Source organism: Streptomyces sp. NBC_01288 (assembly GCF_035982055.1).
Classification (GTDB): Bacteria; Actinomycetota; Actinomycetes; order Streptomycetales; family Streptomycetaceae; genus Streptomyces.
In genome coordinates this window covers 4,503,629-4,522,500 of sequence record NZ_CP108427.1, presented here as the reverse complement: position 1 = coordinate 4,522,500, position 18,872 = coordinate 4,503,629, and the positions used below count along the sequence as shown (strand labels likewise).

Annotated in this window: 16 protein-coding genes and 2 rRNA genes (1 of these 18 cut by a window edge); 14 read left to right on the top strand and 4 right to left on the bottom strand. The window is 66.7% G+C overall.

Features of this window, described 5'->3' with window-relative positions; genetic code table 11:
* The 6 genes from OG194_RS20020 to OG194_RS19995 form a co-directional block, all read left to right on the top strand.
* Nucleotides 1-3,084: ribosomal RNA gene (locus OG194_RS20020) — 23S ribosomal RNA — on the top strand; it begins 38 nt to the left of the window's first position.
* A 95-nt stretch (nt 3,085-3,179) separates the two neighbouring features.
* Nucleotides 3,180-3,296: ribosomal RNA gene (rrf, locus tag OG194_RS20015) — 5S ribosomal RNA — on the top strand.
* Between the two features lie 66 nt (nt 3,297-3,362).
* On the top strand, nt 3,363-4,007 hold the full coding sequence (locus tag OG194_RS20010; protein ID WP_327402195.1) for an HAD family hydrolase: 645 nt from the start codon (nt 3,363-3,365) through the stop codon (nt 4,005-4,007).
* Nucleotides 4,008-4,099: 92 nt separating this feature from the next.
* The gene (locus OG194_RS20005) at nt 4,100-4,795 is read left to right on the top strand and encodes a VC0807 family protein (protein ID WP_327402194.1); all 696 of its coding nucleotides are present in this window, start codon (nt 4,100-4,102) and stop codon (nt 4,793-4,795) included.
* Nucleotides 4,796-4,862: 67 nt separating this feature from the next.
* A complete protein-coding gene (locus OG194_RS20000) occupies nt 4,863-6,074 on the top strand; it encodes an MFS transporter (RefSeq protein WP_327402193.1) in 1,212 nt (403 codons plus the stop codon).
* Entirely contained in the window at nt 6,025-7,197 is a 1,173-nt protein-coding gene (locus OG194_RS19995; protein ID WP_327402192.1) for an acetoin utilization protein AcuC, read from the top strand. The genes OG194_RS20000 and OG194_RS19995 overlap by 50 nt, the downstream gene beginning before the upstream one ends.
* Before the next feature lie 588 nt (nt 7,198-7,785).
* On the opposite strand, the gene OG194_RS19990 is transcribed toward OG194_RS19995, so the two are convergent.
* A complete protein-coding gene (locus tag OG194_RS19990; protein WP_327402191.1) occupies nt 7,786-8,226 on the bottom strand; it encodes a spore-associated protein A in 441 nt (146 codons plus the stop codon).
* A gap of 213 nt (nt 8,227-8,439) precedes the next feature.
* On the opposite strand from OG194_RS19990, the gene OG194_RS19985 reads away from it, so the two are divergent.
* From OG194_RS19985 to OG194_RS19965, 5 genes are all read left to right on the top strand, one after another.
* Nucleotides 8,440-9,255 carry a phosphatase gene (locus OG194_RS19985; RefSeq protein ID WP_327402190.1) on the top strand — a complete coding sequence of 272 codons (816 nt, stop codon included), beginning with the start codon at nt 8,440-8,442 and terminating at the stop codon, nt 9,253-9,255.
* A 139-nt stretch (nt 9,256-9,394) separates the two neighbouring features.
* Entirely contained in the window at nt 9,395-9,607 is a 213-nt protein-coding gene (locus OG194_RS19980; RefSeq protein WP_004984898.1) for a helix-turn-helix domain-containing protein, read from the top strand.
* 111 nt (nt 9,608-9,718) lie between these two features.
* On the top strand, nt 9,719-9,817 hold the full coding sequence (locus tag OG194_RS19975) for a 30S ribosomal protein bS22 (RefSeq protein WP_003948845.1): 99 nt from the start codon (nt 9,719-9,721) through the stop codon (nt 9,815-9,817).
* 168 nt (nt 9,818-9,985) lie between these two features.
* Nucleotides 9,986-11,047 (top strand): NAD-dependent epimerase/dehydratase family protein, encoded by a 1,062-nt coding sequence (locus tag OG194_RS19970; protein WP_327402189.1) that lies wholly within the window; start codon nt 9,986-9,988, stop codon nt 11,045-11,047.
* A 14-nt stretch (nt 11,048-11,061) separates the two neighbouring features.
* Complete coding sequence (locus OG194_RS19965) at nt 11,062-12,132, top strand: lysophospholipid acyltransferase family protein (protein ID WP_327402188.1); 1,071 nt, start codon at nt 11,062-11,064, stop codon at nt 12,130-12,132.
* A gap of 123 nt (nt 12,133-12,255) precedes the next feature.
* Here the strand turns inward: OG194_RS19965 and OG194_RS19960 are convergent, their stop codons facing one another.
* From OG194_RS19960 to OG194_RS19950, 3 genes are all read right to left on the bottom strand, one after another.
* Nucleotides 12,256-13,461 (bottom strand): DUF5667 domain-containing protein, encoded by a 1,206-nt coding sequence (locus OG194_RS19960; RefSeq protein WP_327402187.1) that lies wholly within the window; start codon nt 13,459-13,461, stop codon nt 12,256-12,258.
* Nucleotides 13,462-13,696: 235 nt separating this feature from the next.
* Nucleotides 13,697-14,470: an ECF subfamily RNA polymerase sigma factor, BldN family gene (locus OG194_RS19955; protein WP_026151088.1), complete on the bottom strand. Its 774-nt coding sequence runs from the start codon at nt 14,468-14,470 to the stop codon at nt 13,697-13,699.
* 315 nt (nt 14,471-14,785) lie between these two features.
* Nucleotides 14,786-15,730, bottom strand: a complete 945-nt coding sequence (locus OG194_RS19950) for an HAD family hydrolase (RefSeq protein WP_327402186.1) — start codon at nt 15,728-15,730, stop codon at nt 14,786-14,788.
* Between the two features lie 105 nt (nt 15,731-15,835).
* On the opposite strand from OG194_RS19950, the gene OG194_RS19945 reads away from it, so the two are divergent.
* The 3 genes from OG194_RS19945 to OG194_RS19935 all read left to right on the top strand — a co-directional run bounded on the left by OG194_RS19945 (nt 15,836) and on the right by OG194_RS19935 (nt 18,796).
* The gene (locus OG194_RS19945) at nt 15,836-16,084 is read left to right on the top strand and encodes a glutaredoxin family protein (protein ID WP_033282409.1); all 249 of its coding nucleotides are present in this window, start codon (nt 15,836-15,838) and stop codon (nt 16,082-16,084) included.
* A 247-nt stretch (nt 16,085-16,331) separates the two neighbouring features.
* Nucleotides 16,332-17,093: a redox-sensing transcriptional repressor Rex gene (locus OG194_RS19940; RefSeq protein WP_327402185.1), complete on the top strand. Its 762-nt coding sequence runs from the start codon at nt 16,332-16,334 to the stop codon at nt 17,091-17,093.
* Nucleotides 17,090-18,796 (top strand): glutamyl-tRNA reductase, encoded by a 1,707-nt coding sequence (locus OG194_RS19935; protein WP_327402184.1) that lies wholly within the window; start codon nt 17,090-17,092, stop codon nt 18,794-18,796. The genes OG194_RS19940 and OG194_RS19935 overlap by 4 nt, the downstream gene beginning before the upstream one ends.
* The last annotated feature ends 76 nt before the right edge of the window (nt 18,797-18,872 follow it).

Here is an 18,872-nt window from a genome sequence, read left to right as displayed (position 1 = left end):
CCAGGAACCGATGAAGGACGTGGGAGGCCACGATAGTCCCCGGGGAGTCGTCAACCAGGCTTTGATCCGGGGGTTTCCGAATGGGGAAACCCGGCAGTCGTCATGGGCTGTCACCCTTGCCTGAACACATAGGGCAAGTGGAGGGAACGCGGGGAAGTGAAACATCTCAGTACCCGCAGGAAGAGAAAACAACCGTGATTCCGGGAGTAGTGGCGAGCGAAACCGGATGAGGCCAAACCGTATACGTGTGAGACCCGGCAGGGGTTGCGTGTACGGGGTTGTGGGATCTCTCTTCTGTCGTCTGCCGGCGACAGGACGAGTCAGAAACCGTTGATGTAGGCGAAGGACATGCGAAAGGTCCGGCGTAGAGGGTAAGACCCCCGTAGTCGAAACATCAACGGCTCGTTTGAGAGACACCCAAGTAGCACGGGGCCCGAGAAATCCCGTGTGAATTTGGCGGGACCACCCGCTAAGCCTAAATATTCCCTGGTGACCGATAGCGGATAGTACCGTGAGGGAATGGTGAAAAGTACCGCGGGAGCGGAGTGAAATAGTACCTGAAACCGTGTGCCTACAAGCCGTGGGAGCGTCGCGCATCAAGTTTACTTGGTGCGTCGTGACTGCGTGCCTTTTGAAGAATGAGCCTGCGAGTTTGCGGTGTGTTGCGAGGTTAACCCGTGTGGGGAAGCCGTAGCGAAAGCGAGTCCGAATAGGGCGATATAGTAGCGCGCTCAAGACCCGAAGCGGAGTGATCTAGCCATGGGCAGGTTGAAGCGGAGGTAAGACTTCGTGGAGGACCGAACCCACCAGGGTTGAAAACCTGGGGGATGACCTGTGGTTAGGGGTGAAAGGCCAATCAAACTCCGTGATAGCTGGTTCTCCCCGAAATGCATTTAGGTGCAGCGTCGTGTGTTTCTTGCCGGAGGTAGAGCACTGGATAGGCGATGGGCCCTACCGGGTTACTGACCTTAGCCAAACTCCGAATGCCGGTAAGTGAGAGCACGGCAGTGAGACTGTGGGGGATAAGCTCCATGGTCGAGAGGGAAACAGCCCAGAGCATCGACTAAGGCCCCTAAGCGTACGCTAAGTGGGAAAGGATGTGGAGTCGCACAGACAACCAGGAGGTTGGCTTAGAAGCAGCCACCCTTGAAAGAGTGCGTAATAGCTCACTGGTCTAGTGATTCCGCGCCGACAATGTAGCGGGGCTCAAGCGTACCGCCGAAGTCGTGTCATTCATACAATAGGGCCAACGCCTGTATGGATGGGTAGGGGAGCGTCGTGTGCCGGGTGAAGCCGCAGCGGAAGCTAGTGGTGGACGGTTCACGAGTGAGAATGCAGGCATGAGTAGCGATACACACGTGAGAAACGTGTGCGCCGATTGACTAAGGGTTCCTGGGTCAAGCTGATCTGCCCAGGGTAAGTCGGGACCTAAGGCGAGGCCGACAGGCGTAGTCGATGGATAACCGGTTGATATTCCGGTACCCGCTGTGAAGCGTCAAACATTGAACCAGGCGATGCTAAGTCCGTGAAGCCGTTCCGGACCCTTCGGGGAATGGAAAGTGGTGGAGCCGACGGACCAGACCTGCAGTAGGTGAGTGATGGGGTGACGCAGGAAGGTAGTCCATCCCGGGCGGTGGTTGTCCCGGGGTAAGGGTGTAGCCCGTCATCTAGGCAAATCCGGATGACACAAGGGTGAGACCTGATGCCGAGCCGATTGTGGTGAAGTGGATGATCCTATGCTGTCGAGAAAAGCCTCTAGCGAGTTTCATGGCGGCCCGTACCCTAAACCGACTCAGGTGGTCAGGTAGAGAATACCGAGGCGTTCGGGTGAACTATGGTTAAGGAACTCGGCAAAATGCCCCCGTAACTTCGGGAGAAGGGGGGCCATCACTGGTGAGAGGATTTACTCCTTGAGCTGGGGGTGGCCGCAGAGACCAGCGAGAAGCGACTGTTTACTAAAAACACAGGTCCGTGCGAAGCCGTAAGGCGATGTATACGGACTGACGCCTGCCCGGTGCTGGAACGTTAAGGGGACCGGTTAGTGCACTTTCGGGTGTGCGAAGCTGAGAACTTAAGCGCCAGTAAACGGCGGTGGTAACTATAACCATCCTAAGGTAGCGAAATTCCTTGTCGGGTAAGTTCCGACCTGCACGAATGGCGTAACGACTTCTCGACTGTCTCAACCATAGGCCCGGTGAAATTGCACTACGAGTAAAGATGCTCGTTTCGCGCAGCAGGACGGAAAGACCCCGGGACCTTTACTACAGTTTGATATTGGTGTTCGGTTCGGCTTGTGTAGGATAGCTGGGAGACTGTGAACTCTGGACGCCAGTTCAGGGGGAGTCGTCGTTGAAATACCAGTCTGGTCGTGCTGGATGTCTAACCTGGGTCCGTGATCCGGATCAGGGACAGTGTCTGATGGGTAGTTTAACTGGGGCGGTTGCCTCCTAAAGAGTAACGGAGGCGCCCAAAGGTTCCCTCAGCCTGGTTGGCAATCAGGTGTTGAGTGTAAGTGCACAAGGGAGCTTGACTGTGAGACCGACGGGTCGAGCAGGGACGAAAGTCGGGACTAGTGATCCGGCGGTGGCTTGTGGAAGCGCCGTCGCTCAACGGATAAAAGGTACCCCGGGGATAACAGGCTGATCTTCCCCAAGAGTCCATATCGACGGGATGGTTTGGCACCTCGATGTCGGCTCGTCGCATCCTGGGGCTGGAGTCGGTCCCAAGGGTTGGGCTGTTCGCCCATTAAAGCGGTACGCGAGCTGGGTTTAGAACGTCGTGAGACAGTTCGGTCCCTATCCGCTGCGCGCGCAGGAACATTGAGAAGGGCTGTCCCTAGTACGAGAGGACCGGGACGGACGAACCTCTGGTGTGCCAGTTGTTCTGCCAAGGGCATGGCTGGTTGGCTACGTTCGGGAGGGATAACCGCTGAAAGCATCTAAGCGGGAAGCCTGCTTCGAGATGAGTGTTCCCACCCCCTTGAGGGGTTAAGGCTCCCAGTAGACGACTGGGTTGATAGGCCGGATCTGGAAGGCGGGTAACCGCTGGAGGTGACCGGTACTAATAGGCCGAGGGCTTGTCCTCAGTTGCTCGCGTCCACTGTGTTGGTTCTGAAACCACGAACAACCCCATACCCCTGGGTTCTGCGGGGTGTGGTGCGGTTGTCTGTTTCATAGTGTTTCGGTGGTCATAGCGTGAGGGAAACGCCCGGTTACATTCCGAACCCGGAAGCTAAGCCTTACAGCGCCGATGGTACTGCAGGGGGGACCCTGTGGGAGAGTAGGACGCCGCCGAACAAATATTGCGAAAACCCCCGTACCGTTAATCCGGTACGGGGGTTTTCTGCGTTTAGGCTCAGCGGTATGCGCTATGACCTCGTGATCTTCGACAACGACGGTGTTCTCGTCGACAGTGAGCCGATCTCCAACAGGCTCCTGGCCCGCTATCTCACCGAGCTCGGGCACCCGACCTCCTACGAGGAGTCCCTCCGTGACTACATGGGTGCCGCGATGCACCGCGTCCACGATCTCGTCGAGGAGCGGACCGGGCAGCGGCTGCCGGACGACTTCGACGATGTCTTCCATGCCCGCGTGTTCGCCGCGTTCGAGCGGGAGTTGAAGCCGGTCGCCGGGGCCGTCGACGTGCTGGAGAGGCTGGTCGCGGACGGGGTGCCGTACTGCGTGGCGTCGTCCGGGAGTCATGAGCGGATTCGCGTGGGGCATCGGACCACGGGGCTGGACGAGTGGTTCGAGGACGAGTGGGTGTTCAGCTCCGAGGACGTGGGGCGGGGGAAGCCCGCGCCGGACCTGTTCCTGTACGCGGCCGAGCGGATGGGTGTCGCGCCGGAGCGGTGTGTCGTCGTAGAGGACAGTCCGTTGGGGGTGCGGGCTGGTGTGGCGGCCGGTATGGATGTGTATGGGTTCATCGGGATGACTCCTGTTGAGCGGCTTGTCGGGGCTACTCAACTCTTTCGTGACATGGGGCAGTTGGCTGACCTGCTGGAATGACCTCGGGCAGGGTGGGGGCGCTGACATTTGTCATGCCGAGGTCCGGACGATCGGTTCTACTGGCGGGCCGGGGCCTCCGGCAGGCTGAGGGCATGACGACGAACACGGGCTCCATGAAGAAGAACTTCGGGCCGCTCCTCGCGGACGTGGCGGTACCGATCGGGTCGTACTACCTGCTGAAGAGCGGGTTCGGGATGGGCACTGTGGCGGCGCTGGGGTGGAGCAGCGTCGTGCCGGCGGTGCGGACCGTGTGGGGGGTCGTCGCCGAGCGGACGATCAATGCCTTCGCCGCGCTGATTCTGTTCGTGAACGTTGTCGGGCTGCTGCTCAGTTTCGTGGCCGGTGACCCGCGGTTGATGCTCGCGAAGGACAGCGGGATCAGCAGTGCCGTCGGGATCGGGATCCTTGTGTCCGTGGTGATGGGAAAGCCGATGATGACCGCCGGGATGAAGCCCTTCCTCGTGAAGGGCAGCCCGGAGCGGGATGCCGCGTTCGAGCGGCTGTTGAGCGGGTCTGTGGCGTTCCGGCGGGCCGAGCGGCGGTTCTCGCTCGTGTGGGGTGTGATGCTGCTCGCGGAGTGTGTCGCGCGGATCGTCGGGGTGTACACGCTGCCCGTGGACACCATGGTGTGGCTGGGCACGGTGGTGATGATCGGGACGATCGCCGTGACGTCGGTGGTCAGTGGTGGTGTCGCCGTGGGGCCGATGGCGGAGATGATCGACGCGGAGCTGAAGGCCGGGGACGTGCCCTCACCTGCGGTTGTGCCGTCGCTGGTCGTCGCTCGGTAAAGCTGAGCAGAATTCATCTTTGGCTGGATCTACCCACGAGTACGCCGGGGCCCTTACGCTCGCCGCCATGACAGATGTGCTGCGGCGCGGTAGGGCCTCTTTGGCGTTCAGCTTCTTCGCTCAGGGCGCCACCTTCGCGCTGCTCGTGACGCGCATCCCGGCGATCCAGGACCGGTACGGGGTGTCGGACGGGCTGCTGCCCGTCTTCCTGGCCGCCGTGCCGATCCTCGCCGGGGTCGGGAGTGTGACCACCGAGCACCTGGTGAAGCGAATACGGCCCAGCGTGCTGCTGCGCTGGTCCCAGCCCGTCGTCCTCCTGGCGCTGCTCGGGGTCGGGGCGGGCGACAGCATGGCCGAACTGGCCGTCGCGCTCGGGGCGTTCGGGCTCGGGGTGGGTGCGCTGGACGCCTCGATGAACATGCTCGGGGTGAGTCTGCAGCGGACGTACGGGCGGAGCATCATGCTCAGCTTCCATGCCGCGTACAGCCTGGGCGGGATTGTGGGGGCCTCGCTGGCGTGGGCGGGGGCGCACTGGCATCTCGCGCTGTGGGTGTCGTATCTGCCGGTGGTGGCTGTGTTGTTGCCGGCTGCCTTTGTGGGGAGTCGGTGGTACGTCGACGGGGGTGCGCCCGGTGAAGAGGGTGAGGGTGCGGAGGCTGGGCCGCTTGTTTTCAAGTTGCTGCTGCCGTTGTGTCTGGTGATGACCTTCGCCTATATCGGGGACTCGACCGTCTCCAACTGGAGTGCGAAGTATCTGAAGGACGTGCTGGGCAGTTCGGAGCAGGTCGCGACCGTTCCGTACAACGTCTACATGGTGATGTGCCTGGTCGGGCGAGGGCTCGGGGATCTCGGGGTGCGGCGGTTCGGGGCGGTGGCCGTGGTGCGGCTGGGGGCGGTGGTGGCCGCGGTGGGGTTCGCCGTGGTGGCCGTGGCGCCCGGGGCCGGGGTCGGGATGCTCGGGTTCACGTTGGTGGGGCTCGGGTTGTGTGTGTTGGTGCCGCAGACCTTCGCGGCGGCCGGGCGGTTGTTCCCGGGGGCTTCGGATACGGCCATTGCGCGGCTCAATGTGTTCAATTACGTGGGGTTTCTGATCGGTTCGCCGTTGGTGGGGGCGCTGGGCGATGCCTGGAGTTATCGCGGGGCGATGCTCGTGCCGATGGTGTTGGTGCTGGTGACGTTGGTGTACGCCCGCTCGTTCGCGCCGCAGGAGGGCCGGTACGGTGACGGGCATGAGCGGGCGCGCACAGCTGATGTGGGACGAGGCAGTAACGGGCTATGACTTCGGCCGGGACCATCCGATGGACCCGGTTCGGCTCGACCTGACCCGGAGACTCGTCGATGCCTTCGGGCTGGATGAGGTCGTGGACGTGGTGGCGGCCAAGCCCGCCGGTGATTCGACGTTGCGGCTGGTTCACCGGGAGGACTATGTCGAGGCGGTGAAGGCGGCCTCGGCTGATCCGGAGTCGGCGGACGGGGCGTATGGGCTCGGGACCATGGATGATCCTGCCTTTGCCGGGATGCACGAGGTGTCCGCGCTGATTGCTGGGCAGTCGGTGGGGGCGGCGGAAGCTGTGTGGGGCGGGGATGCGCTGCATGCCGTGAACTTCTCGGGTGGGCTGCATCATGCGATGCCGGGGGGTGCCTCGGGGTTCTGCATTTACAACGATGCCTCGTTGGCGATTGCCCGGCTGTTGGAGTTGGGGGCCGAGCGGGTCGCGTATGTGGATGTCGATGTGCATCACGGGGATGGGGTTCAGGCGGCGTTCTGGGAAGATCCCCGGGTGTTGACGATCTCCCTGCACGAGCATCCCCGGACGTTGTTTCCGCAGACCGGGTGGCCGGAGGAGACCGGGGCGGGGCGGGGGGAGGGGTCCGCGGTCAATGTGGCGTTGCCGGCGGGGACCGGGGACGCGGGGTGGTTGCGGGCGTTTCACGCTGTCGTACCGGAGTTGATCGCGGACTTTCGGCCGCAGGTGTTGGTTTCGCAGCACGGGGCCGATACGCACTTCGAGGATCCGCTTGCTCATCTCGCGGTGTCGTTGGATGCGCAGCGGGCGGTGCAGGTGGCGTGTCATGAGCTCGCGCACGAGTACGCGGACGGGAAGTGGGTCGCGCTCGGTGGGGGTGGTTATGCCGTGGTGGAGGTGGTGCCGCGGTCTTGGACGCATCTTGTTGCGATCGCTGCGGGGCGGGAGATTGCGCCGGAGGCGGTGATTCCTGAGGGGTGGCGGCAGGAAGTGTTCGCTCGGACGCGGGAGTTGGGGCCGCAGCGGATGACGGACGGGCGGTGGCCGGTGGCCTACGCCGACTGGGAGTCGGGGTATGACCCCGGGGATCGTCTTGACCAGGCGGTGGTGGCTACTCGGCGTGCGGTGTTTCCGTTGCGGGGGTTGTTGGCGTAGGTGTCCGGTGGATGTGCGGGTGGGTGGGGGCTGGTGTCGCGGGGATTTTTCGCCCCCGCCGCCCCTACCCGTCCCATCCCTGGGGGCTGCCGCCCCCAGACCCCTGCTTCGGCCTGAACGGCCTCGTCCTCAAACGCCGGACGGGCTGGATTTGCTGGGCTGTGCTGAGAAGTGCGGGTGGGTGGCGTCGAGGAGTGCCGGGCGTGGTGGGGGATTCCGGCCCGTCCCGGGGAGATGCCGGCCCGTGGTGGGTGATGTCCCCCGGCGTCGAGGAGCACCCGCCCATGCCTAGAGCTGCTGGCCTGCAATCAGTGATGTCGACCGGTGCCTGGAATTGTCGGCCTGTGCTGAGTGGTGTCGATCGGCGCCTACAAGTGCAGCCTGTGCTGGGCGATTCCGGTCCGTGCCCGGGAGATGCCGCCCTGCGCTGCTTGATTCCGGCCGGTGCCTAGAAGTGCCGGCCCCTGGCGGTGTCATGCCAGCCCGTTCTGGGTGACGCCTACCGGCGTTGAGAAGCCGCCGCCCGCGTCGAGGACCGACCACCGGGGACGGCCGTTCACTCCGCCCCCGGTGGTCACCATGCACCCGTCAGCCGCAGTGCCCCGAGTCCTCCGCCGACGCGTTGCCGATCGTGCCGCCCCAGGCGATGCAGGAGTCGCGGCCCTCGACGTAGACCGGGCCGGCGTAGCTCGTGTAGGTGCCGGAGTCCACGGCCGGGGCGTCGGAGTCGCCGAGGGCGTCGAGGGTGACCCTCATGTTGATCTTGTTGCCTACGGCGTTGCGGACGGTCACCGCGCAGTTCTTGCCGGTTGACGCGTTCCAGGTCACGAAGACCTTGCCGGAGTTGCCGACCGGCGTGGAGTCGATGACCTTGTAGCCGGTGCCGCAGGCGCCGTTGTAGGTGGCGGCGGCTGCCGCCTTGGTGGTAGATGTGGCTGCCGAGGCCGGGGCCGTGGCGGCTACCGTGCCGCCGAGGGCCAGGATCGTGAGTGCGGCCGCAGTGGTGGTGCGACGGGACAGCTTGATCATGACGGTGTTCCCCCAGTTGGTGATGTGTCGGTCAACTTGCTTGGGACGGTTGGTCGTTCCGTCCACGCAAGGTGAGACCCGGGAACCCGTACGACAGTTGTGGGTGCTTTTGTCACTGTCCTGTCATCGTCCTGTCACCGGTGTTACGCCAACCGCGCGGTGTTTCCCGGGTTTTCGTCGTGCCGGGGTGCCGTGTCCGTCAGCATCGCTCCCGTGTTGAGCACCGATGCCCTCCGCGCGCATCTGCTGGCCGCCCGGCTGGCCGGCCCCGTGGCGACCTCGCGGGAGGAGAGTCTGCGGAGTTATCGGGCCTTCGCCGCGCGGGATCCTCGGGTGCTGATCGGACTCGATCCCGAATGGACTTGGGGGCAGCGGGACTTGATCGGGCTGATGGCGGACAAGTGTGGGGTTTCGGCCGACCCGACGCACACTTCCGGGCATGATGTGATCGATCCGGAGCGGACTTTGGCCGCGTTGGATGCCTTCGCCGATCGGTTGGGGGAGGTAGCGGAGCGGAGCGGTGCCGTGCTTCTCGGGACCGGGCATCCGCATCGGCTGCTCGGGTTCTACGCCGCGTTGGCGGACGCCTTGTCGGCGGCGGGGTGTGCTGTTCTCACCCCTGCGCATGGTCTCTCTGTCGACATAACGACCCGGTTCGGTCTACGCACGTACAACCTTGACTACGTCCAGGGGGTCGGCCTGGTCCGCGAACCGGGCCCCGAACGCACCGGTTGTGAGCCCGGCGCACACACGCACTCACCGCTGCCGGTTCGTACCGTGCTGGGTGCGGCGGCGGAGGTCGGCGGGGTGCTTCCGGAGCTGGTGATCGGGGACCACGGATGGGTCTGCGGAGCAGGTCAGCTGGGGTTCGAGGCCATTGGGCTGGCTGACACCGATGACCCCGCGCTGTTCGTGGGGGAGGCCGAGGGGTCGGTGTCCGTCGTCGTTCCACTTGATGACGCCGTGCGGTCCGCTTACTACCGGCCGCTTACCCGCTACGTACTCAATCGAGCGTGTCTGTCACAGTAGGCCGCCGATGGCCGCCGATGGGTGCACCTCTTCCCCACTCGCATCACACGCCCCTACATTGGGGAGTGAGCACGCAACGACGAAGAGTCACCGGAAGGGGAAGCCGGTGACCGTCGAGTGCGGAAGGTTCAGGTGTGTCATGGCTGCAGCTGGCGAGAGGCCTCTGAACGAGGTTCAGTTCCTTACCGTGGCGGAGGTCGCCTCGGTGATGCGAGTGTCGAAGATGACCGTGTACCGGTTGGTGCACAGCGGTCATCTGCCCGCTATCCGGGTGGGGCGGTCCTTCCGCGTCCCCGAGCAAGCGGTACACGAGTACCTTCGCGAGAGTTATGTGGGGGTGGAGACAGCCTGAGGCGATACCTCGATTACGACCTCAGCTCTCGGACGGGTAGGCTGGCCCCTTGTAGGTCGTATGGGCCCATGATGCCCAGCACCGAGTGATGAGAAGTGAGCGAGGGTAGTCGTGGGCTCTGTTATCAAGAAGCGGCGCAAGCGGATGGCTAAGAAGAAGCACCGCAAGCTGCTGAAGCGCACGCGCGTGCAGCGTCGTAACAAGAAGTAGGCGACGCGGCGCCGCGAGAGCGTCTCCTGTGGCCCCCCACCGAATTCGGTGGGGGGCCACAGTTTTGTTCAGGACTTCCGTCGGTCACGCGGTCATGCGGTCATCACAGCGCAACACCTAACCGCTAGGTTGGCCGCACACGGGTAACTCGGAAGGAAGGCGCTGATCTTGGGGAAGGTCGTGCTCGTGACCGGAGTGGCCCGACAGCTGGGGGGCCGGTTCGTACGACGGATCCAGCGTGACCCTCAGGTGGACCGGGTGATCGCCGTGGACGCGGTCGCGCCCGGGCACCATCTCGGGGGCGCGGAGTTCATCCAGGCCGACATCCGGCAGCCCACCATCGCGCGGGTGCTCGCCGAGTCGGGCGCCGACACCGTCGTCCACATGGACGTGACGGGCACCGCCCTGGGCAGCGGCAGCCGGACCACGGTCAAGGAGACCAACGTCATCGGCACCATGCAGCTGCTCGGCGCCTGCCAGAAGTCGCCGGTCGTCAAGCGCCTGGTGGTGAAGTCCAGCACGAACGTCTACGGCTCCGCCCCGCGCGACCCGGCCGTCTTCACCGAGGGCACCCCGCCGAAGTCCCTGCCGAGCGGCGGCTTCGCGAAGGACACCGTCGAGGTCGAGGGCTATGTCCGCGGCTTCGCCCGCCGCCGGCCGGACGTCGCCGTGTGCGTGCTGCGGTTCGCCAACATCCTTGGTCCTACGGCGGATTCACCGCTCGCTTCGTACTTCTCGCTGCCGGTGCTGCCGACCGTGTTCGGCTACGACCCGCGGCTTCAGTTCGTGCACGAGGACGACGTGATCGACGTACTGCGGATCGCCTCGCACGACCCGGAGCGGGGCACGCTCAACAGCGGCACCTTCAACATCGCCGGGGACGGCGTCCTGCTGCTCTCCCAGTGCTCGCGGCGCCTGGGCCGCCCGACCGTGCCGCTGCTGCTGCCGGCGGTCACCTGGGCGGGTTCCCTGGTGCGTACGCTGGGGATGACGGACTTCTCCCCGGAACAGATCCGGTTGCTCACCCACGGCCGGGTCGTGTCGACGGTCCAGATGCGCGAGACGCTGGGGTACAAGCCGAAGTACACGACCGCCGAGACCTTTGCGGACTTCGCGCGCAGCCAGGGCCCGGGGCTGCTGCCGCCGGAGGTCCTCGCGGGGGCCGTCGACCGGATCGCCGCGCTGTCCAGGTCGGACAGTGGCCACCCCCCGACGCCGAGCGCCAACTGAGGAGCGCATCAACGATGGCGGATGCCAAGGTCATTCCGTTCGACGACGACCGGTCCCGCGCGAACGGCGTGCAGCGGCCGCAGCGCCGCCGGAGCACGGGGAACCGGCGCAAGAACGGCGAGCCCGCGCTGGTCCGTGAGGTCCAGCCCCTGCCGGGCCGGGACTTCGCGCAGGATGATGTTCCTGTGACGCGTGAGGAACAAGAGCCGGAGAAGCCGCAGGACGAGGAGATCCAGAGCCTCCAGAGCGCCCTGGAACGCCGGGTCGCCCACGGCCTGTCCTTCCTGCGCCGCCGGCTGACCGGGGACTACGAGGTCGACGACTTCGGCTACGACGAGGAGCTCACCGACGAGCTCCTGATGCCGGCGCTGCGCCCGCTGTACGAGAAGTACTTCCGGGTCGAGGTCAAGGGCATCGAGAACATCCCGGCGGAGGGCGGCGCGCTGATCGTCGCCAACCACTCCGGGACGCTGCCGCTGGACGGCGTGATGATGCAGATCGCCGTCCACGACAACCACCCGGCGGGCCGGCACCTCCGGCTCCTCGCGGCGGACCTCGTCTTCATGCTGCCGGTGGTCAACGAGCTCGCCCGCAAGGCCGGTCACACGCTGGCCTGCGCCGAGGACGCCGAACGGCTGCTGGGGCGCGGTGAGTTGGTCGGTGTGATGCCGGAGGGCTTCAAGGGGATCGGCAAGCCGTTCAGCGAGCGGTACAAACTCCAGCGCTTCGGCCGGGGCGGCTTCGTCTCGACGGCCCTGCGCAAGGGCACGCCGATCATCCCGTGCTCGATCGTCGGGGCCGAGGAGATCTACCCGATGATCGGCAACTCCAAGACGCTGGCCCGCGTCCTGGGGTTCCCGTACTTCCCGATCACGCCCACGTTTCCGTGGCTGGGGCCGCTGGGTGCGATCCCGCTCCCCACGAAGTGGACGATCCAGTTCGGCGAGCCGATCCCTACGGATGGCTATCCGCCGGAGGCCGCCGAGGATCCGATGCTGATGTTCAACCTCACGGATCAGGTGAGGGAACAGATCCAGCACACGCTGTACAAGTTGCTGGTGCAGCGGCGGTCGGTGTTCTTCTAGTTTTTCGGCTGTACGACGATGGGTGCCCCTCCAGCGAGGGGCACCCATCGTCTTTAGGGGCGCGGGGAACTGCGCGACCAGCCCCCACCGGCCCGCAGCCAAGGAACTGCGGAACCGGCGGAGCTAATTCGCGTCCTCGCTGTCGATGCCCAGGCCCGGCAGCAAGCCCGGGAGCAGCGGTGGCAGCGTGACGTCCGGTTCCGTGATCGACGGCTTGCTCGCGGACGGCGACTCCGTGCCGGTGGCCTTCGGGGGGTCCAGGAGGCCCCCCGTGTTGCCGCCGAGGAGGCCCTCGCCGGTGGTGGCGGACGAACTCGGGGTGCTGGAGTGGCTGGTGTCGGCGGAGCCCTCCGTGGTGCTCGGTGTCGTCGAGCGGTGGGTGTCGGTGGAACCGCCCTTGGACCCCGTACCCGGAGCGCGGTGCTTGCCGGTGCCGGGGGTCGTCGCCGGGGGTTGGGGGAGCAGCGACTGGAGCGGGGCGACCTCTTCGTCTATGGCGTCGAAGACCGACGACACCTGGTCGCTGACGTCGCCGAGCTGGACGGGGAGGCGGTCGCGCAGGGCGCCCCAGGCCTCGCGGTGCGAGCGGGAGAACGCGGAGAGGGCCTGGATGGGGCCCAGCGAGTTCGGGTCCTGCTCGTACGCCTCGTGCAGCAGGCGGTGGCCCTCGGACGCGTCGTGCGTCATGCCGGCGAGCGTGCGGCGGATCTCGCCGAGCTGCTCGTGGTCGAGGTGGCCGCTGCGGTCCCGCTCGATCAGCCGGCGTGCCTCGCTCAGGCGGTTGGACGCCTGGTCGAGGAAGGCCACACCGCGCTGGTCGTCGCCGTCGGACAGGTAGTTGAGCTTGAAGTCCTCGATGCCGCGCTTCAGGCCGTAGAGCGAGTCACCGGGCAGGGCGCCCGAGCTCGCCGCGGCCACTCCGCCGAAGGCACCCGCCGCGACCCCGACGCTCAGTCCGCCGGCCGCGAGGCCCTTGGTGAGTCGGGACCGCGGTCGCAGCTTGCCCAGACCGGTGGCCCGGTGCGCACCCCGGGACCGCTGCTCCGGTACCGAGGGTCCGGGTGCCTCGCCTTGCAGCATGGCCTCGAACGCGGCGACCAGCTGAGCCCGCTGGACCACCTTGACCTCGGGGTCCAGTACGGGTTTGGGCAGCTCGCCGAGACCGGTGGCGAAGGCCAGCATGCGGCCCTGCTCGGTCTGTTCCGCAGCAGCCGGGGCCGGGGCCGGTCCTTCGGACTGCTCGGCCGCCGTGCCCTGGTCGGACAGCTCCTCTTCCAGGGCCTGGGCGAAGGCGTTCGCCCGCCGGTGCGCCGATACGTTCGCGATCACTGGCGGCACCTCCTCTCGCGTCATGACGGTCGACTCCCCAGGGGGTCCTGAGGGTTGCACAGCCTGACCACATCCACACGATCGAGTGATCGGAGAGGGTCAGGTCGTGACCACAGGGAGCCTGTATCCCGCACAACGAGTGGCGCGGCACTTGGGTTACGGACGGCGGATGATCCGACCGCGAACTCAACGGACTTTCACTGAGCGCGAGTTGGGCGTTACCGAGCGTATGCCGTCAGCGGGCGTCGTCCGGGAGGAGCCGGGCGAGAGTGCGCACGGCCCGGTACTGGAGGGTCTTGATCGCACCCTCGTTCTTGCCCATCACCCGGGCGGTCTCCGCGACGGAGAGGCCCTGGAGGAAGCGGAGCGTGACGCACTCCTGCTGCTGCGGGTTGAGCCGCCGTACGGCGTCGAGCAGTGCGGCGTTCGAGAGGGACTCCAGGACGGAGTCCTCGGGGGAGCGCTCGACCTCGTTGGCGTCGAGCATCTCGCCGGTGGTCACTTCCAGCCTGAAGCGGCTCGACTTGAAGTGGTCGGCGACCAGGTTGCGGGCGATCGTCACCAGCCAGGCGCCGAAGTCGCGCCCCTGATAGGTGAACGTGCCGATGCGGCGCAGGGCGCGCAGAAAGGTCTCGCTGGTGAGGTCCTCGGCGGTGGCTTTGCCTCCCACTCGGTAGTAGATGTACCGGTACACAGTGTCGCTGTACTGGTCGTAGAGGCGGCCGAAGGCGTCGGCTTCGCCGGCCTGGGCACGCTCCACGAGGTCCATCATCCGGGCGCTGTCGCTGTCAGCGGCCGGACGGCGTGCGGTGGCGGCGCCGGCCGAGCGCCCTCGTCTGCCAACCGCCGCGCCGCCGTCTGCCAGTGCATAGCACGGACCGACGGGTGCGGTGGTGGCGAAGGCGGCGGGGACGGCGTACGCGGTGGGGACGAAGCCGCGCAACAGGTCTTGGACCGTTGCGCGCAGCGTAGCCAGGCCCGAGGCGTCAACCCCGACGTGTGGGTACACGGGACTCCCAGAGGCAGAGCTTCCATCACGTGCAGTACCGGAACATTCACCCGTCGTAGCGACGGAGGGGTACCGGATTGCGTCTGAGGAGAATAACGCTTCGTGCAGGCGCTGCTACACCCAGTTGCTCAAATCATCGATTACGTCGCTTCCGTAACCGGTTGACGCCCGATCAAGTACCGCAGAGTGACCGGTTGTTGATCAGAACGGTCCGAATTCAGTCAGGGACCGGGGCGTGTTGTGGCCGTGTGCAGCCAACGTGACTGGACAGGGGGTTACGCGGGTACGGCTCGTGGATTGGCTGTGTTTACCGCGTCACCGGCGTCGGCGGTGCAAAGCGATCGCCGCGGCCGTGCCGCCCGCCACCGCGCCCACGCCGGCCGCCGCCGGGATGCCGACCTTGGCCGCCTTGCGGGCCGTCCGGTAGTCGCGCAGCCGCCAGTCCAGCTCGCGCGCGTGCTTGCGCAGCTTGGAGTCCGGGTTGATGGCGTAGGGGTGCCCGACCAGCGAGAGCATCGGGATGTCGTTGTGCGAGTCGCTGTACGCGGCGCAGCGCGAGAGGTCCAGGCCCTCCGCCGCCGCCAACGCCCTTACCGCCTCCGCCTTCGCGGGGCCGTGCAGGGGTTCGCCGACCAACTTGCCGGTGTAGACGCCGTCGACGGACTCGGCGACCGTGCCGAGCGCGCCGGTGAGGCCGAGGCGGCGGGCGATCACGTTGGCGATCTCCACCGGGGCCGCCGTGACGAGCCACACCTTCTGGCCCGCGGCGAGGTGCGCCTCGGCGAGGGCGCGGGTGCCGGGCCAGATGCGCTCGGCCATGTACTCGTCGTAGATCTCCTCGCCGATCGACTGGAGTTCGGCGACGCGGTGGCCCTTGACGATGGACAGCGCCGAGTCGCGCGCCTCCTGCATGTGCTCGGGGTCCTCGGAGCCGGCGAGCCTGAACCAGGCCTGCTGCCAGGCGAACTTGAGGAGGTCGCGGGTCTCGAAGAACTTCCGCTTGTGCAGGCCGCGGCCGAAGTGGAAGATCGACGCGCCCTGCATGACGGTGTTGTCCAGGTCGAAGAAGGCCGCGGCTCTGTCGTCGCCGAGGACCGGGAACTCCGGTTCCTCCGCCGCTTTTTCGTCCGCGAGGGCGTCCTGTATGTCCTGCGCGTCCTGCGACGACTTGCGCGCTGCCTCCGCAGAGGCCTCGCCTGCCAACACGCTCCGCGCCGTGGCGGAGCGCCTACGGGGAGTGAGCCATCCGAGAGCGGCCATGTCGTGAGCATAGCCAGTTTGTTCGGTGGTTCCGGAGCCGAGAGGTTCGGAGGCTGTGAACTCTCCGCGACCGGGCCGTTAAAGAAGTGCACCGGTGGCGAGAGAATGGTGTGCATGAGCCATCTCGTCACTCTCATCCGCAAGCCCGGCTGTCATCTGTGCGAGGACGCGCAGCTCGTCGTGGAGAAGGTCTGCGCCGACCTCGGGGTCCCCTGGGAGGAGAAGGACATCACCGAGGACCAGCGGCTGCACGACGAGTACTGGGAGCAGATTCCGGTCGTCTTGATTGATGGGAAACAGCACACCTTCTGGCGGGTGGACGAGGCCCGCTTGCGCCGGGAACTGACCAAGTAGTTCAACGCGCACCCGAACGTCGCTTAGGATCGACGGCGGTTTGGTCTCGGGGGCGGGAATTACGAGGAGTGTGGCGGTTTTGCCCCCTGGAATACGCCTGGGACGCGTGTGCGTGACCCCGGTCACGTTGGCCGGGCAAATCGGACACCATCTTTGTGCACGCGTTCACAAAGACATAGCCTGCTTTCGACGGGGCGGTCTGGGTACGTGTGACCGCCCACAGCCCCGCTCTACCCGCAGGAGCACCGTGGCAACTGGCCGAACTCACCGACCGGCGAGCCGTAGCCGAGGGATTCCCGAGGCCACCGTCGCCCGTCTCCCGCTGTACCTCCGCGCGCTGACCGGACTCTCGGAGCGCTCGGTACCCACGGTCTCCTCCGAGGAGCTCGCGGCCGCCGCGGGGGTCAACTCCGCGAAGCTGCGCAAGGACTTCTCCTACCTCGGCTCCTACGGCACCCGTGGTGTCGGCTACGACGTCGAGTACCTCGTCTACCAGATCTCCCGCGAGCTGGGCCTGACCCAGGACTGGCCGGTCGTGATCGTCGGTATCGGAAACCTGGGCGCCGCACTCGCCAACTACGGCGGGTTCGCCTCCCGCGGCTTCCGGGTCGCCGCCCTCATCGACGCCGACCCGGCGATGGCCGGCAAGCCCGTCGCGGGCATCCCGGTGCAGCACGCGGACGAGCTGGAGAAGATCATCAGCGACAACGGCGTCTCCATCGGCGTCATCGCGACCCCCGCCGGTGCCGCCCAGCCGGTCTGCGACCGCCTCGTGGCCGCCGGTGTGACGTCCATCCTGAACTTCGCGCCGACCGTGCTGACCGTCCCGGACGGTGTCGACGTCCGCAAGGTCGACCTCTCGATCGAGTTGCAGATCCTCGCCTTCCACGAGCAGCGCAAGGCCGGCGAGGAGGCCGCCAACCAGGCGGCGCACCCGACCGCCGCGCGCCGTGGCGACTCCACCGAGCAGGGCCCTGACGGGGACGTCCCCGCCGTGATGCCGGCATGAGTCTCCTCGTCGTCGGGCTGAGCCATCGCAGCGCGCCGGTCAGCCTTCTGGAGCGGGCCACGCTGAACGCGGACGCCCAGGTCAAGCTCCTCCAGGACACGGTCGCCGCCGAACCGGCCGCCGAGGCCGCGGTGTTGGCCACCTGCAACCGCATCGAGCTCTACGCCGACGTGGACAAGTTCCACGCGGGCGTCGCGGAGTTGTCCACGCTGCTCGCCCAGCACAGCGGGGTCGGCCTGGACGAGCTCACTCCTTATCTCTACGTGCACTACGAGGACCGGGCCGTCCACCACCTCTTCTCGGTGGCCTGCGGCCTCGACTCGATGGTCGTCGGCGAGGGCCAGATCCTCGGCCAGATCAAGGACTCCCTGGCCACGGCGCAGGAACTGCACTCCGCCGGGCGGCTGTTGAACGAGCTGTTCCAGCAGGCCCTCCGGGTCGGCAAGCGTGCCCACTCCGAGACCGGCATCGACCGCGCGGGCCAGTCCCTGGTCACCTTCGGCCTTCAACAGCTCTCCTCCGGGGCGCCGGTCGAGGCCTGGGCGAAGGGGAAACGGGCCCTGGTGATCGGCGCCGGCTCCATGTCGTCGCTGGCCGCCGCGACCCTCGCGCGTGCCGGGGTCGCCGAGATCGTCGTCGCCAACCGCACCTCCGACCGCGCCGAGCGGCTCGCCCAGATCATCACCGAGAGCCCCGAAACGGACGTGTCCGCCCGCGCGGTACCGATGGATTCGGTGCCGTTCGAGCTGACACGTGCCGATGTGGCCGTGTCCTGCACGGGCGCGACGGGCCTTGTCCTGACGGCCGAGACGGTCGAGGACGCGGTCGCGGGCCGGGTGTCGCAGGACGCCGCGGTCGGTCGTACGGCCGTAGCGGATGTCGTGCGGGACGAGCTTCCGCCGACGTCCGTCGGGAGCGAGGACGGGTGTCCGCTGGACCTGTCCGCGGTGCAGGGGGCGAGCGGCTTCTCCGTGATGGGGGAGGCCGCCGTGGCCGGGATGGACGCGGCGACGCTGGAGCAGCACGCGGCCTGGGTCGGCGGCAGCGCCGTCGACCGGCGCGAGGCGGCCCGGCGTACGCCCGAGGCCGAGGCGGAACTCATCACCGCACTCGCCACCATGGCTACGACCGTCGGACGGATCCCCGAGCGGCGCAGGCCCGAGCCCGTCGCCCATATCCCGCGCCCCGCGCCGGTGTTGTCGTTCCTCGACCTCGCGATGCCGCGGGACGTCGACGCGGCCGTGCACCGGGTGGCCGGGGTGCGGCTGGTGGACATCGAGTCGCTCGCCGAGGCTTCGGCGGACGCCCCGATGGCGGCGGACGTGGACGCGGTCCGGCGTATCGTCTCCGACGAGGTCGCGGCCTTCGGGGCAGCCCAGCGGGCCGCGCACATCACGCCGACCGTGGTCGCCCTGCGCGCCATGGCCGCCGAGGTCGTCGCGGGTGAGATCGCCCGGCTCGACGGACGGCTGCCCGGCCTCGACGACAAGCACCGCGCGGAGATCACCCAGACCGTGCGACGCGTCGTCGACAAGCTGCTGCACGCGCCGACCGTACGGGTCAAGCAGCTCGCGGCCGAGCCCGGCGGCGCCGGGTACGCGGACGCGCTGCGCACCCTGTTCGACCTGGACCAGGAGACGGTGGCCTCCGTCTCCAGGGCCGTAGAAGACTCTGAGATCAGCAAGAACCGAGGGCCAGCATGAGTAGCACGCGTGAGCCGCAGGGGCGCGCCGGTGTCGAGAGGCCGAGCGCGCGGAGGCCCGAAGGGCTGAGCACGGT

Coding starts and splice junctions, on each gene's coding strand:
- OG194_RS20010 (WP_327402195.1), top strand. CDS start 3,363: ATGCGCTATGACCTCGTGATCTTCGACAACGACGGTGTTCTCGTCGAC.
- OG194_RS20005 (WP_327402194.1), top strand. CDS start 4,100: ATGACGACGAACACGGGCTCCATGAAGAAGAACTTCGGGCCGCTCCTC.
- OG194_RS20000 (WP_327402193.1), top strand. CDS start 4,863: ATGACAGATGTGCTGCGGCGCGGTAGGGCCTCTTTGGCGTTCAGCTTC.
- OG194_RS19995 (WP_327402192.1), top strand. CDS start 6,025: ATGAGCGGGCGCGCACAGCTGATGTGGGACGAGGCAGTAACGGGCTAT.
- OG194_RS19990 (WP_327402191.1), bottom strand. CDS start 8,226: ATGATCAAGCTGTCCCGTCGCACCACCACTGCGGCCGCACTCACGATC.
- OG194_RS19980 (WP_004984898.1), top strand. CDS start 9,395: ATGGCTGCAGCTGGCGAGAGGCCTCTGAACGAGGTTCAGTTCCTTACC.
- OG194_RS19965 (WP_327402188.1), top strand. CDS start 11,062: ATGGCGGATGCCAAGGTCATTCCGTTCGACGACGACCGGTCCCGCGCG.
- OG194_RS19950 (WP_327402186.1), bottom strand. CDS start 15,730: ATGGCCGCTCTCGGATGGCTCACTCCCCGTAGGCGCTCCGCCACGGCG.
- OG194_RS19945 (WP_033282409.1), top strand. CDS start 15,836: ATGGTGTGCATGAGCCATCTCGTCACTCTCATCCGCAAGCCCGGCTGT.
- OG194_RS19935 (WP_327402184.1), top strand. CDS start 17,090: ATGAGTCTCCTCGTCGTCGGGCTGAGCCATCGCAGCGCGCCGGTCAGC.